14 protein-coding genes are annotated in these 13,844 nt (G+C 31.8%); 9 read left to right on the forward strand and 5 right to left on the reverse strand.

What is annotated here, in order from left to right:
* Positions 1-52: 52 nt before the first annotated feature.
* Both B0I03_RS02495 and acs read left to right on the forward strand, forming a co-directional pair.
* On the forward strand, positions 53-1,948 hold the full coding sequence (locus tag B0I03_RS02495; protein WP_111565881.1) for an acetate--CoA ligase: 1,896 nt from the start codon (positions 53-55) through the stop codon (positions 1,946-1,948).
* Between the two features lie 224 nt (positions 1,949-2,172).
* A complete protein-coding gene (acs, locus tag B0I03_RS02500) occupies positions 2,173-4,080 on the forward strand; it encodes an acetate--CoA ligase (RefSeq protein WP_111565882.1) in 1,908 nt (635 codons plus the stop codon).
* A 49-nt stretch (positions 4,081-4,129) separates the two neighbouring features.
* On the opposite strand, the gene B0I03_RS02505 is transcribed toward acs, so the two are convergent.
* The 3 genes from B0I03_RS02505 to B0I03_RS02515 are packed head-to-tail and all read right to left on the reverse strand — an operon-like array spanning position 4,130 to position 7,280.
* The gene (locus tag B0I03_RS02505) at positions 4,130-4,744 is read right to left on the reverse strand and encodes a GDSL-type esterase/lipase family protein (protein ID WP_111565883.1); all 615 of its coding nucleotides are present in this window, start codon (positions 4,742-4,744) and stop codon (positions 4,130-4,132) included.
* Positions 4,745-4,750: 6 nt separating this feature from the next.
* Positions 4,751-5,359 (reverse strand): 3'-5' exonuclease, encoded by a 609-nt coding sequence (locus tag B0I03_RS02510; protein ID WP_111565884.1) that lies wholly within the window; start codon positions 5,357-5,359, stop codon positions 4,751-4,753.
* 1 nt (position 5,360) lies between these two features.
* The gene (locus B0I03_RS02515) at positions 5,361-7,280 is read right to left on the reverse strand and encodes a DUF294 nucleotidyltransferase-like domain-containing protein (RefSeq protein WP_111565885.1); all 1,920 of its coding nucleotides are present in this window, start codon (positions 7,278-7,280) and stop codon (positions 5,361-5,363) included.
* A 192-nt stretch (positions 7,281-7,472) separates the two neighbouring features.
* Between B0I03_RS02515 and B0I03_RS02520 the strand changes: the two genes are divergently transcribed.
* The 6 genes from B0I03_RS02520 (at position 7,473) to B0I03_RS02545 (ending at position 11,888) form a co-directional block, all read left to right on the forward strand.
* Complete coding sequence (locus B0I03_RS02520; RefSeq protein WP_111565886.1) at positions 7,473-7,841, forward strand: hypothetical protein; 369 nt, start codon at positions 7,473-7,475, stop codon at positions 7,839-7,841.
* 117 nt (positions 7,842-7,958) lie between these two features.
* Positions 7,959-8,567 (forward strand): YqaA family protein, encoded by a 609-nt coding sequence (locus B0I03_RS02525; protein WP_111565887.1) that lies wholly within the window; start codon positions 7,959-7,961, stop codon positions 8,565-8,567.
* A complete protein-coding gene (locus tag B0I03_RS02530; RefSeq protein WP_111565888.1) occupies positions 8,564-8,842 on the forward strand; it encodes a DUF3817 domain-containing protein in 279 nt (92 codons plus the stop codon). Before B0I03_RS02525 ends, B0I03_RS02530 begins: the two co-directional genes overlap by 4 nt.
* Complete coding sequence (locus B0I03_RS02535; RefSeq protein WP_111565889.1) at positions 8,842-10,080, forward strand: mechanosensitive ion channel family protein; 1,239 nt, start codon at positions 8,842-8,844, stop codon at positions 10,078-10,080. Before B0I03_RS02530 ends, B0I03_RS02535 begins: the two co-directional genes overlap by 1 nt.
* 81 nt (positions 10,081-10,161) lie before the next feature.
* Complete coding sequence (locus B0I03_RS02540; protein ID WP_111565890.1) at positions 10,162-11,412, forward strand: OmpA family protein; 1,251 nt, start codon at positions 10,162-10,164, stop codon at positions 11,410-11,412.
* A gap of 89 nt (positions 11,413-11,501) precedes the next feature.
* Positions 11,502-11,888: a glyoxalase gene (locus tag B0I03_RS02545; protein WP_111565891.1), complete on the forward strand. Its 387-nt coding sequence runs from the start codon at positions 11,502-11,504 to the stop codon at positions 11,886-11,888.
* Here B0I03_RS02545 and B0I03_RS02550 read toward each other — a convergent pair.
* Together B0I03_RS02550 and B0I03_RS02555 are read right to left on the reverse strand one after the other, a co-directional pair.
* Positions 11,885-12,550: a DUF2461 domain-containing protein gene (locus B0I03_RS02550; RefSeq protein ID WP_245902916.1), complete on the reverse strand. Its 666-nt coding sequence runs from the start codon at positions 12,548-12,550 to the stop codon at positions 11,885-11,887. The two genes, B0I03_RS02545 and B0I03_RS02550, sit on opposite strands and share 4 nt — an antisense overlap.
* A gap of 73 nt (positions 12,551-12,623) precedes the next feature.
* Positions 12,624-13,013 carry an acyl-CoA thioesterase gene (locus B0I03_RS02555; protein ID WP_026725850.1) on the reverse strand — a complete coding sequence of 130 codons (390 nt, stop codon included), beginning with the start codon at positions 13,011-13,013 and terminating at the stop codon, positions 12,624-12,626.
* Between the two features lie 87 nt (positions 13,014-13,100).
* On the opposite strand from B0I03_RS02555, the gene B0I03_RS02560 reads away from it, so the two are divergent.
* Positions 13,101-13,838 (forward strand): hypothetical protein, encoded by a 738-nt coding sequence (locus B0I03_RS02560; protein ID WP_111565893.1) that lies wholly within the window; start codon positions 13,101-13,103, stop codon positions 13,836-13,838.
* Positions 13,839-13,844: the final 6 nt, after the last annotated feature.

The following is a 13,844-nucleotide window of genomic DNA, read 5'->3' on the forward strand; positions in this document are numbered from 1 at the left end:
TTATTTTCTACATTTACTAAAGAAAATAAATCACATAAATTGAATAATATAAATGAATTATTGCGATATTTATAATAAAAGTATTAGTTCTTCTGAAGAATTCTGGAAGGAACAAGCCAATCAATTAGAATGGTATAATTTACCTTCAAACATTTTATCAACCGATAAAAATGGTTATCCTTTATGGTTTGCTGATGGAAATTTAAACGCTTGCTACCTTGCAGTTGATAAACACATTCAAGATGGTTATGGCGAACAAGTAGCTATCATCTACGATTCACCCGTTACACAAACTGTTAAAAAGTATACATTTAACGAAGTTAAAACCGAAGTTGCCAAACTAGCCGGTGGGTTATTATCACTTGGTTTAGAAAAAGGCGATACGGCTGTTATCTATATGCCAATGATTCCACAAGCTGCTTTCGCTATGTTAGCCTGTGCTCGAATAGGAGTAACGCATTCGGTAGTTTTTGGTGGTTTTGCCCCACATGAATTAGCTATTCGTATTGATGATTGCGAGCCAAAAGCTATTATTACGGCTTCATCGGGAATAGAAATAGATAGATTAATCGCCTACAAACCTTTAGTAGATGAAGCTATTGAATTAGCGAATCACAAACCTGAAAAAGTAGTCGTTTTCAATAGAAAATTAGGAGCAAGAGTTCCATTTAAAAAATACGATGTTGATTATGATGCATTGGTTTACGGTTCAGAAGAAACACAATGTGTTCCTGTAAATTCGACACATCCATTATATATTCTATACACTTCTGGAACTACTGGAAAACCAAAAGGAATCGTAAGAGATACAGGTGGTTATGCAACCGCACTTAAATTTTCAATGCAACACATTTACGATGCAAAAGAAGGTGATGTTTTTTGGGCAGCTTCAGATGTGGGTTGGGTTGTAGGACATAGTTATATCGTTTACGGACCATTAATTAACAGAAATACCACCGTTTTATTTGAAGGAAAACCGATTAGAACTCCTGATGCGAGTACGTTTTGGCGTGTTATTGCAGAACACAAAGTAAACATCATGTTTACCGCTCCAACAGCCATTCGTGCCATTAAAAAAGAAGATCCAAACGGCGATTTCATCAAGCAATATGATTTAAGTAGTTTAAGAATACAATTCTTAGCAGGAGAACGTTGCGATGTGGCGACTTTAGAATGGTATCGCGAACATATACCCGTTCCAGCTATCGACCATTGGTGGCAAACAGAATCAGGTTGGCCAATGATTGCAAACATGATGGGAGTGGAGTATTTACCTATAAAACCTGGGTCAGCCGGAAAAGCTGTGACAGGTTATGATATCCGAATTTTTGGTGAAAACGGACAAGAATTAGGTTCAAATGAAGAAGGTTATGTAGTTATCAAATTACCATTACCTCCTGGAACATTATTGGATTTATGGAAAGATAACGAACGTTTTAAAGCAGGATATTTAAATAAATTTCCAGGCTACTATTTCTCTGGAGATGGTGGTTTTAAAGATGCTGAAGACAATATTTATATCACAGGTCGAGTAGATGATGTAATTAACGTAGCGGGTCACCGACTTTCAACTGCTGAAATGGAAGAAATTGTGGCGTCTCATCATTCAGTTGCAGAATGTGCAGTTATTGGTATCAATGATGAATTGAAAGGTCAAATCCCTTTAGCATTAGTTGTTGCAAAATCGGGTGAAGATATAGAACATTTCCAATTGCAATATGAAGTAGTGCATTTGGTTAGAGAACAAATCGGTGCCGTTGCCTCATTGCGCGATGTAGTTGTGGTAAATCGTCTACCAAAAACACGTTCAGGAAAAATTCTTAGAAAAATGATGCGTAGCATAGCTGATGGCGAACAATTTCAAATTCCATCTACTATTGATGATGAAGCGATTATTGATGAAATCAGAGACGTTTTAGAACATGCCAAAATTGGTTTTTTTAAATAAGAGCACGCGGATAATACAGATTTTTACATCAAAACGCTGATATACACAGATTTCTTATGTTAACTTAATAAAGTGCAACGGCTAAATATTTGTTTATCAAAAATCTATGTGCCTATGTGTTTAATTTTTAAAACATGTTATATATAGTAATTTAGCAAGAAATTATAAAATTCTTAAAACAGATTGGTTATCTTTACATTATCAATTAAAAATAAAGCTAAAAAATGAGTTATTATAAAATTAAAGATTTAGAGAATTACTTTAAAATGTATAAGAAATCGGTACGCGAACCAAGAAAGTTTTGGGATCGCATTGCTGATGAAAATTTTACTTGGTATCAAAAATGGGACAAGGTTTTCGAATTTGATATGCAAGAAGCGGATTTTAAATGGTTTTTAAATGCGAAAGTAAACATCACTAAAAACTGTATCGATAGACATTTAGCAAAACGTGGTGATAAAACAGCTATTATTTTTGAACCAAATGATCCTAGCGAAGCAGCGCAGCATATTTCGTACAATGAATTATATGTTAGAGTTTCAAAATTAGCAAACGTACTTCGTGAGCAAGGTATTAAAAAAGGGGATAGAGTTTGTATCTATTTACCAATGATTCCAGAATTAGCCGTAGCTGTTTTAGCTTGTGCTAGAATTGGAGCGATACATTCAGTTGTATTTGCTGGATTTTCATCTTCTGCCGTTGCCGCTCGTATTAATGATAGCGAATGTAAAATGGTCATTACTTCTGACGGAAGTTACCGCGGAAATAAAGCTATTGATTTAAAAGGAATTGTTGACGAAGCTTTAGAAAAATGTCCAAGTGTTGAAACTGTTTTGGTCGTTAAAAGAACCAATACGGAAGTTAACATGAAAGAAGGAAGAGATTTATGGTTACAACCTTTAATGGATGCTGCTGTAGGAAACAATGTAGCTGAAATTATGGATGCAGAAGATCCTTTGTTTATCCTGTATACATCTGGTTCAACTGGAAAACCTAAAGGGATGGTACATTCGACAGCAGGTTATATGGTTTACACTGCTTACACATTTAAAAACGTATTCAATTACGAAGAAAATGATATTTACTGGTGTACAGCTGATATAGGTTGGATTACAGGTCACTCATATATTTTATACGGACCACTTTTAAATGGTGCTACAACTGTAATTTTTGAAGGTGTTCCATCTTATCCAGATTTTAGTAGATTTTGGGAAGTAATTGAAAAACATAATATTACACAATTCTATACAGCACCTACAGCTATTCGTGCATTAGCAAAAGAAAGCTTAGATTATGTACAACGTTTTCCATTAAGTTCTTTAAAAGTCATTGGTTCCGTAGGTGAGCCAATTAATGAAGAAGCTTGGCATTGGTACAACGACCACGTAGGAGGTAAGCGTTGTCCGTTAGTAGATACTTGGTGGCAAACTGAAACAGGAGGAATTATGATTTCACCAATTCCATTTGTAACACCAACAAAACCAACTTATGCCTCGTTACCATTACCTGGAATTCAGCCTGTTTTAATGGATGAATTACGTAATGAAATTGAAGGAAATCAAGTAACAGGAGCTTTGTGTATTAAATTTCCGTGGCCTTCGATGGCTAGAACTATTTGGGGTGATCATCAACGATATAAAGAAACCTATTTCACTGCTTTTCCAGGTAAATATTTTACTGGTGATGGTGCTTTACGCGATGAAGTAGGGTATTACAGAATTACGGGTAGAGTAGATGATGTTATTATTGTTTCCGGACACAATTTAGGAACGGCTCCAATTGAAGATGCTATCAACGAACACCCAGCAGTTGCAGAAAGTGCAATCGTAGGTTTCCCTCATGATATCAAAGGAAATGCTTTATATGGATTTGTTATTCTGAAAGAAACAGGTGAGAGTCGTGATAAAAATAATCTTGCAAAAGAAATAAATCAACAAATTTCAGATCAAATTGGTCCGATTGCGAAATTAGATAAAATACAGTTTGTAAGTGGTTTACCAAAAACACGTTCGGGTAAAATCATGCGTAGAATATTAAGAAAGATTGCTGAAGGAGACTTCTCTAATTTTGGAGATATTTCCACTTTATTAAATCCAGAAATTGTGGACGAAATTAAAAACGGCAAGCTCTAGTTTTTTAGTTTTATTGGTTAAAAACTGCTTCAGCAATGAGGCAGTTTTTTTATTTTATATGAGTTTCAAGAATAGCTTTCATTTTTAAATAACCTGCTAAATTTGGATGAACGCCATCATCTGTATATTTTTTATCTAAACTTAAATTTTCATCCACCATTTCAGTATAATAATCAACAAAATCTAACTGTTTCAATATGCAATATGCTTTAATCATTTGATTAAGTTGTTTGATTTTTTCAATTGGCTGAATTTTTGGATTCCAATAAAAACTATTTGCTGGAAGAATTGAACAAAGTAGTACTTCAATATTATTTTTTAATGATTTCTCAACCATTAAAGTAATATTTAGCATAATTTCTTTTAATGAAATTGGTCCGAAGTTTTCAGCAATATCATTAATACCAACTAAAATGATAACAGATTTCGGTTTTAAACTAATAACGTCATTGTCAAAACGTTCTAAAACATGTACAGAAGTCTGACTACTAATTCCTCTATTTATATAATTATTTTGATTAAAAAATATTGAATCATTCTGTTTCCAAAACTCGGTTATTGAATCACCAATGAAAACAATTCTGTTGCCATCATTAAGTTGTTTTAGTAATTTCTGATTTTCTAAAGCATATTTTTCCAAGTAAGCCCAATCGTTTTGAATCATTTGGAATTAAATTTCTAATTTTTTCTTTAGTTTCAAAAAAAGCAATGCAGTAATAAACGCATCACCACTAGCAGTATGTCGGTCAGATTTTTTTATCTTATAAATATCACATAATTCATCTAACGAAGTATGTTGTTCGTAAGGTAAGTGTTTGAGCTTTTGATACATAACATCCGTATCCATAGCCTGATTTTTCAGTGTCCCAACATTCAAACGATCTAAACCTTGGTTAATCATTTCAATATCAAAATCAACGTGATGACCAACTAAAGTGGCGTCTTTAATAAATTCCAAAAAACGAATTATTGCTTCAGCCTCAACAATTTTTTCTTCTTTTCCTTCTTTTAAAATTCCGTGAATTGGTACCGATTCAGGCTTAAAGATATCTTGCTGTACAAATACTTCCATAAAATCACCAACAATAACTTGATTATTTTGGATAGCAACTGCACCAATTGAAAGAATTCGATCTGATTTGTAATCCAAACCTGTTGTTTCGCAATCAAAAACTACATAGCGTTTGTCTTTACTCTGATTTTCATCAAAATAAGACAAATAGGTTTCCCAAAATTTAGGATAATCTTTTACTATTTTCTTAAACCAATTGAACTTCATATTACGTAAAATAAGTTAATTGGAAACGGTTTTTAATTACTTCCTGAATGTCGTTAATCGGCTGGAAATCGTTTTTAAGTTTTACTTTATCTAATTTCGATAACTCGCTTAAATTCAAATACCTACCATCATTTTCGTTTTTCAAACCTTCTTCGGTTCTAAACTTTAATAATTCGGCAAAAGCATCGGCACAGGCTTCGTAAACGGGTGCATTTTGTGGTTCTAATTCAGCTAATTTTGAATATCTTGAAATGGTGTTGGCTACATTCTTAATTCCTTTGCTTAACGATAAAATTCGAGCAGCGTCAATCAATGGCATTAAAGCTCTTCCTTTTAAATCGAAGGTATCTTTATGTTCTCCATCACTTTCTACCAAAAACTGACGGAAAAAACCTAATGGTGGTGGATTTTTTAAAGCATCAGCTCCTAAATAAGCAAAAAACAACTGATTATCATTGGTTTCTTCATGAATTGTATTACTAATGGCATCTACTAAATCTTCGTTTCCGTAAACAAAATCATAATCGAAGAAAATGGTACACATTAAAATTCCTTTTTCGCCAGGAGCGTTAATCCATCCTTTGAATTGTTGTTGCCAATCGGTTACCGATTTACACCAAAGCGGATTACTCGCCATCATTTCGGCTGGGCAATATTCGTACCCGACTTTATTTAATGTTTTTGTTACTTTTTCGGCTAATTCTATAAAATATTGTTTAACAGTATCGTATTTTTCTTCTGGAACATCTTCAAAAACAATGGCATTGTCTTGATCTGTAAGTAAAAGCTGTTCTTTTCTACCTTGACTTCCCATGTTCATCCAAGCAAATTGGGCTGGAGGAGGAGTTCCTATTTTTTCAATGGCTAATTCAATCGCACGCTTGGTTATTGCTAAATTAATCTCTCCAACAATTGAAGTAATATGATTAATAGGTACGTTTTTATCAAGCGAATGTTGAATTAAATCGGTTAATTTTTCACGAACATCTTTTAAATCAGCTGATTTTTGTGCTCTTTTTGATTGTTTTAAAAGCACTCCAGGATTATTCGCTTGCGCAACCACAATATCATGTTCGGTAATAATTCCTGTTATTTCAGAGTCATTAGTACCATCTTTTGTTACACACAAATGCGAAACTTTATGCTTTAACATCATAATTTGAGCTTCAGCAATCGAAAGGTTGTCAGCTACCGTAATTACTGGTGATGACATGATTTTATCAATCGTAACATCAATAGAATAAAGTCCGGTTGCAATTTTAGAACGTAAATCTTTGTCAGTAACAATTCCTATAGGTTTACGATTTTCGTGAATAATTATACTTCCAATTTTACTACTTGACATCGTTTGAGCTACAAATTTCACAATATCAGTTGGAGATGCAGTTATTGGATTTTCGGTATATTTTATGGGTTGGTAATACTGAATTTCCGCATTTTGATCGTTATAAATCACATTTTCAGAAACCAATTTACCTTTATTATTTTTATCGTATGGATTTCGCGTATTTGAAGCAAAACTTTCTAAAAGAAAACTCAGCACATCAGGATTTGCCGCTACATAAGGTTTAAAAATTTCTATAGGAATAGCATAAACAATACTTTCTTCACGAGCTTTTGCGGTCATTAAGTAATTGTTTTTTGCAAAGAACGGACGTAAACCTAAAATGTCACCTTCGTCACATTTATCAATTAATACATCATCGGTATCAGAAGTTACTGATAAGCCAATTGCTCCAGAAGCTACTACATAAAAAAAAGAATGTGTAGGATCGTTTATTTTAAATAAATTTTGATTTTTTTCTAAATATAAAACTTGGCACGATTTTGAAATTTCTAGAAGTTTAGAATATTCCAAACTTGAAAAGGGCGGATAGTGTTTTAAAAAATCGGTGATGCGTTCGGCGATAGGGTTTTTCATAATGGTGCATAATTATATAAACGAAGATACAAAGTTTAGGTTGTTTTTTAAAAGAATTCTTTAAAAATTCTATTTTACATAATGTATATTATAATTCAAAAATAAAACTTTCAAATTCTGTTAAAATACTATTCAAAACGTTTGTGTAAAATTAATAGAAAGTTTAGTTTTGCAAACCTTTATATAAGTATCATGGAAAACAGACAAGCCCTTAAATTAATCGAAAAGATTCAGAAAGAATTATTTAAAGATAATTTTGAAGTTTCTGAAATTGTAACGGATTTAAAAAAACTAAGAGAAATTACTTTAGAATTAAATAATCCTGTTGTAACTAAAGCTTTACGTTTAGCTTACGAACATTTAGAAAACAACAATGGATTTTTCATTGGAATTCCAGATGACGAACCTGTTGACAGTAAAGATGCTCAAGTTGAAGCAAATATTTCAGAAGAAAATAATATAGAAAGCTTCAATTATTTCCTTTCTCTTTTAACTGATTTAGATAAGAAAAATAACGTATTAGATTTAAAAGAATACAACAAAGCTTTTTTAGCGTACTAATTTTAAATTCTATTTTACATAATATTAAATCGGTAATAAATTATTTACCGATTTTTTTGTTTTTCTTAACGCTATTATACTACCAAACTAACTAATTTTGTTCAAATTTTAACCCAAATGTCTAAAACTAAAAAATCAAAAGTAAAATTACTTCATCAGTACTATAAATATACCGGATTTTATTCCTTTATTTGGCAAGGTGTCAAAGGTGCTATTTTGCCTACAGCTATAATTGTAGCCATTCTTTTTTATGTAAATTATAAAGTTATTAACCTTAATGAAGCATTAGTTTATATTACACAAAATTTCAGTGATTTATTTATTTTTGGTGTTTTCCTTGCTTCTGAAAGTGTGTTAGGATTAATTCCACCCGATATTTTTATCGCTTGGACAAAAAATACCGAATCACCACTACTCTACTTGTCTATTTTAGCTTTTTTATCCTATTTGGGCGGTGTAATTGCTTATTTTATGGGAATGGCTATTGTTGCAATTCCATCTGTAAATAAACGTTTATATGGTAAAATGTCGAAACATATTATTAATATGCAAAAATGGGGTGGATTTTTAATTGCTGTGGGAGCATTATTACCATTACCTTTCGCAATTGCTTGTTTGGCTGCCGGAATGATTAACTATTCAAGAAGGCATTTCTTCTTATTTGGTTTACTTCGTTTCTTCCGTTTTGCTATTTATGGATTTGTAATTTATTCTGCTTTATCATGATAAAATCTTTTCGCTCTATTGCTTTATTAGAAGGAATTTCAACGCTGGCTTTGTACTTTTTTGCAATGCCTATGAAATATATTGCTAATGATCCTATTTATGTAAAAAATATTGGAATGGCTCATGGAGTCCTTTTTATGTTGTATATTGCTTTTGCAATTTTAATTAAAAACCAACAAAAATGGGATGCTAAAACATTCGCTATTGTTTGTTTGGCTTCAATTTTTCCTTTTGGAACGTTTTATATTGAGAAAAAATACCTTCAAAATACATAATGAAAATCTTTAATTGGGCATACGATATTTTTAAAAGTTTCGACTTTAGTGATGCGCTAGCTTCTTACTTGAATCTTGTCATCAATATTGTGGTTCTTGTTGTTGTTGCCTATATTTTAGATTATCTTTTCAAGAAACTTTTCATTATTTTCTTGGCAATTGTAGCTGCTAAAACAAAATCTTCTTTTGATGATTTTCTTGTGGCTAATAAAACAGCTAAGTATTTAGCACATTTAGTTCCTTTATTATTCATTTACAAAACAGTTCCGGTAATTCTGAAGAATTTCACTTATTGGGAATATATTTTTGAAAAAGGAGTTAAAATTTACATTATTATATTATCGCTTTGGATTACCCGAAGTATTTTTAATTCGCTTAGAGATTATTTAAAACAAAAACCACGTTTTAGCGATAAGCCAATTGACAGTTACATTCAAGTAATCATGTTGTTTTTGTGGTTGTTTGGAATTATTTCTTTCGTGTTAATTCTTTTCGATGTAAGTAAAACTACTCTATTAACGACTTTCGGATCAATTTCTGCCATTATCATCTTAATATTTAGAGATACCATTTTAGGATTTGTAGCCAGTATTTCTGTTTCGGTTAATGATATGGTTCGAATTGGTGACTGGATTACGATGGAGAAATTTGGTGCTGATGGCGATGTTATCGAAATTAATTTAGCAACGGTAAAAGTTCGAAATTTTGATAATACCACGACTACGATTCCAACGTATAGCTTAATATCGGATAGTTTTAAAAACTGGAGAGGAATGTTAGATTCAGATGGAAGAAGAATCAAGCGTCATGTATTGATTAAAGCCAATTCGGTGCGATTTATTCAATCAGATGAGTTGGAAAAATTCAAGAAAATTCAGCATTTAACATCTTATATAGAACATCGTCAAGCGGATATTGATAAATACAATACAAATAACGGAATCGATAAATCTATAATTGTAAACGGTAGAAACTTAACTAATTTAGGTTTGTTCCGAAAATATATAAATCAATACATTTTATCGCATCCTGGAATTAATAAAGATATGCAATTGATGGTGCGTCATTTACAACCTACAGAAAAGGGAATTCCTCTTGAAATATATTGCTTTTCCAAAGATAAAACTTGGTTAAATTACGAACATATTATGGCTGATATTTTTGATCATATTATGGCTTCGGTTGCTCATTTTGACTTAGAAATTTTTGAATCAATAACAAATCAAAAAAATAAATAAAAGTATTTTAAAAAACTTATCTTACAGAAATTGTAAAATAATACATAAAAGACTATTTTTGCTGCCCAAATTAATCATAAAATGAAGAAAATTATTTTTATAGCTGCGTTATTAGTAGCCGTAACAGAGATTAATGCTCAAGAAACTAAAATTCAAAAAGAAACTACTTCAACTGAATTTAATAAATGGTCAGTAGATGTTAATGCTGGACTTAGCAAACCTACTGCTCCATTTTCAACAAATTACTATTCAAGTAATACTAACTTTATTCATGGCGACTTAGGTGTTCGTTACATGTTAAACAATAAATTTGGTTTAAAATTAGATTTTGGTCTTGATTCATTTAAAAATGACTCTGAAAGCTTTGAATTTGAAGGTAAATATTACAGAACAAGTCTTCAAGGTGTTGTAAATTTAGGTAGAGTTCTAAATTTTGAAGATTGGACAAATACCATCAATTTACAAGCACATTCTGGTGTTGGATTTTCATTTATGACAAATGATAAATTCGATGGAAACGATGATATGACTAATTTTATATTAGGATTAACAGCACAATTCAAATTATCTAATAGAGTAGCTTTAAATGCTGATTTCTCTATGATTAACAATATTAATCAAGAATATACATTTGATGGTGTACAAGATCCTTCAGTTACTTCTGATAGAGGTTTTAATAGTACATTATATAATGCAAGTCTTGGATTATCTATTTATTTAGGAAAACACGGAAAACATGCAGATTGGGTTACTTCAAACTCTAAATTAGATGAATTAGAAAGAAGAGTTGCTGAATTAGAAACAAAACTTTTAGATACGGATAAAGATGGTGTTGCTGATTATTTAGATGAAGAAAAAAATTCAGCTCAAAACGTTTTGGTTGATACAAAAGGAAGAACTTTAGATACTAATAAAAATGGTGTTGATGACAAAGTAGAAGCTTATGTTGATAACAAAACCAAGGTTACTTCTACAGATGGTCAGTCTATTGAAGATATGATTAACGGTGGTTATATTACTGTTTTCTTTGACTTCAATTCATCTAAACCAACAGCAGATTCTTACAGCGCTATTAATTTTGTTACTCAATATTTAAAATCTAATCCAAATTCAAATGTTGAAATCGTTGGTTTTGCTGATGAAATTGGAAATTCAGAATACAACAAAACACTATCTGCTTCAAGAGCTAATTTTGTTAAAGATGTAATTGTAAAAGCAGGAATCAATGCTTCAAGATTAAATGTAACAGGTCAAGGTGAAGATACTTCTGTTGATGCTTCTTCTGCAGATGCAAGAAGATTAGTAAGAAAAGTAATTTTCAAGTTGAAGTAATTAACAACTGATTCTTAATAACTTAAAATAACCTTCAAGAAATTGGAGGTTATTTTTTTTAACTTTAATTCAAACAAATTCACTTTATCATGAAAACGAAAGACGAATCGCTTTTAGAAATTAGAGGAGCAAGTATTGGTACAATTACAGAACAATCAAGTTCCGAAGAAAAGTTTCAAAATCAGACATTGCTACCTATTTTGAAATTCCAAAATGAATTGTTTATAGAAGTTTTTAGAAATTACGCTGTCAAACAAAAAGGCGTTTATTTTACACTCTCTCCAGAGAAAAAAGAAAATTACATTGAAAACGCTATCCAACGCGATATTAAGTTTCGAAATTCATTAAAAGGAATTGTATTCGGAATGTTTACCGTTTCCGAATACAAAGAATACATCCAAAATTCATCCAATTTAAACAAACGCATGATGAATTTATTAATCGAACGCTTAAAAAGTCAAATTCAGATTATTTAATAAATCGATTCTCCATTCAAATCGGTACTTAAAACTTCGCTCATGTAGTCGAAGAAAGGTCGCATCGCTTGAAAAGTAGCTAAAACTTCTTCTTGAAAATTAGGAGCTAATACTTCTTTGTCTGAAAAACTTCGGGTTAATAAATATTGTTTTTTACGAATTAAATCAATGGCAGGATGAGTTTTATCAAAACCTTTTGGAGCCGTTTTCAACTCCTCGCCTTTTAATTCGCCAAAGAATTTCTTGAAAGTTGCATCGGCAATAATGGTTCTGATTTCTTCATCATCCATTTCAAATTCTTTACGAATACGATGCAAATCCGCTGCATTGGGTTCCCAAAAACCACCTCCTACAAAACTTCCTCCTGGCTCAATGTGTAAATAGTAACCGCCACGAAGCATCGGTTTTGTTCGAGTGAACCCAACGCTGAAATGATTTTTATAAGGCGCTTTATCTTTTGAAAAACGAACATCGCGATAAATTCTAAAAATTTGTATGCGCTCGATACTATCTATTTTTCCCAACTGTTCACCTACCGATGTAAAAAACGATTTGGCTAATTTTTGTTCGGTTTCAAAAGCTTTTTTATTTGCCGCAAACCAATCACGGTCGTTATTTTCTTTTAGTTTTGTTAGAAATTCTAAGGTTGATTTTTGTAGCATATTTTTTATTTTTAAACACATAGACACATAGATCAAATAAACCTATTGTGCCTATGTGTTTCAATAATAATAATTATTTTTTCAAACGGTCTTCAATAAATTCGATTTGAGTTTTACCATGTGGTTTTGGTTTTCCATCTTCGCCTAAATTTACCATCGTGATGTTATCAATCGTGATGATTTTTTCGCGTGTCATCATGTTACGAACTTCGCATTTTAATACTAACGACGATTTTCCAAAATGTACCACATCTAAACCAATTTCCACGATATCGCCTTGTTTGGCAGCACTCATAAAATTAATTTCACTCATAAACTTGGTGACTACTTTCGGGTTTTCCAATTGTACAATGGAATACAAAGCGGCTTCTTCGTCTATCCAAGCCAATAATTTACCTCCGAATAACGTTCCGTTGGCATTCAAATCTTCGGGTTTTACCCATTTTCTGGTATGAAATCGCATCTTCAATTTTTATTTTAAAGATAGGAATTTTTAGTAAAAGTTAGGTATATTTGTTCACATTTAGCTGTTGACTGAAATATTGGTAAAATGGATAAAAAAAGTAAAGAAACCAACACAATAACGTTTGTCAAAGATGCTAAATCTGATGAACTTATAAAAGGGGCAATTTTATTAGAACATCCCGACTCGCGATTAGATACTGCTTTAGCAAAATTTCATCCAATGAGTGATTCAAGTATCCCTTTTAGGGACTTAACGGATGCAACTACCAAACGCGAAAGTATTCGTAAACTTATAGATAAATTAGATGTCTCTAAGAGTGAGAGGTATCAACGAACTATCGAAGATACTTATTGTAACGTATATTCCTTTGATTTTTGTTATTTTTCTCAGGTTTATTTGCCAACCGTTTGGTGGACAGATGAATCAATTGCAAAGTTGCAAAACGGAGAAGATGTAGTTCCTGTTTTTAATGAAACGGTACTGCCTATCTACTCTAGCGCCATTCATGATTGGTTTCCAAAATGGGGCCCAAGTTTTGGTTGGAAAAAAATGACAAATCTTGACGAAATTCAAGAAAAAGTAAATACTGAAGGAGGTGTTGGAATCATTTGTGCCAAGCGAAAAATTGTTGGTCTTTCTGGACATATTGTACCAATTGTTCCAGAAACTGGCAAAAGAAAAGCTTATCGAGAAAATGGCAAAGTCGTTTATCCCTTGCAATCACAAGCTGGAAAATTAAATTACAACTACTTTTCAAAAGCAAGAAAAGATTGGTGGAATCATGAACGTTATTCGTCTCATGTTTTCTATTATCACGAATAAAATTAA

The organism is Flavobacterium aquaticum (assembly GCF_003259835.1).
Lineage (GTDB): Bacteria > Bacteroidota > Bacteroidia > Flavobacteriales > Flavobacteriaceae > Flavobacterium > Flavobacterium aquaticum.

What these genes read in the sequence shown, in the direction of transcription:
- B0I03_RS02495 (WP_111565881.1), top strand. Translation starts at nt 53, where the DNA reads ATGAATTATTGCGATATTTATAATAAAAGTATTAGTTCTTCTGAAGAA.
- acs (WP_111565882.1), top strand. Translation starts at nt 2,173, where the DNA reads ATGAGTTATTATAAAATTAAAGATTTAGAGAATTACTTTAAAATGTAT.
- B0I03_RS02505 (WP_111565883.1), bottom strand. Translation starts at nt 4,744, where the DNA reads ATGATTCAAAACGATTGGGCTTACTTGGAAAAATATGCTTTAGAAAAT.
- B0I03_RS02510 (WP_111565884.1), bottom strand. Translation starts at nt 5,359, where the DNA reads ATGAAGTTCAATTGGTTTAAGAAAATAGTAAAAGATTATCCTAAATTT.
- B0I03_RS02515 (WP_111565885.1), bottom strand. Translation starts at nt 7,280, where the DNA reads ATGAAAAACCCTATCGCCGAACGCATCACCGATTTTTTAAAACACTAT.
- B0I03_RS02520 (WP_111565886.1), top strand. Translation starts at nt 7,473, where the DNA reads ATGGAAAACAGACAAGCCCTTAAATTAATCGAAAAGATTCAGAAAGAA.
- B0I03_RS02525 (WP_111565887.1), top strand. Translation starts at nt 7,959, where the DNA reads ATGTCTAAAACTAAAAAATCAAAAGTAAAATTACTTCATCAGTACTAT.
- B0I03_RS02530 (WP_111565888.1), top strand. Translation starts at nt 8,564, where the DNA reads ATGATAAAATCTTTTCGCTCTATTGCTTTATTAGAAGGAATTTCAACG.
- B0I03_RS02535 (WP_111565889.1), top strand. Translation starts at nt 8,842, where the DNA reads ATGAAAATCTTTAATTGGGCATACGATATTTTTAAAAGTTTCGACTTT.
- B0I03_RS02540 (WP_111565890.1), top strand. Translation starts at nt 10,162, where the DNA reads ATGAAGAAAATTATTTTTATAGCTGCGTTATTAGTAGCCGTAACAGAG.
- B0I03_RS02545 (WP_111565891.1), top strand. Translation starts at nt 11,502, where the DNA reads ATGAAAACGAAAGACGAATCGCTTTTAGAAATTAGAGGAGCAAGTATT.
- B0I03_RS02550 (WP_245902916.1), bottom strand. Translation starts at nt 12,550, where the DNA reads ATGCTACAAAAATCAACCTTAGAATTTCTAACAAAACTAAAAGAAAAT.
- B0I03_RS02555 (WP_026725850.1), bottom strand. Translation starts at nt 13,013, where the DNA reads ATGCGATTTCATACCAGAAAATGGGTAAAACCCGAAGATTTGAATGCC.
- B0I03_RS02560 (WP_111565893.1), top strand. Translation starts at nt 13,101, where the DNA reads ATGGATAAAAAAAGTAAAGAAACCAACACAATAACGTTTGTCAAAGAT.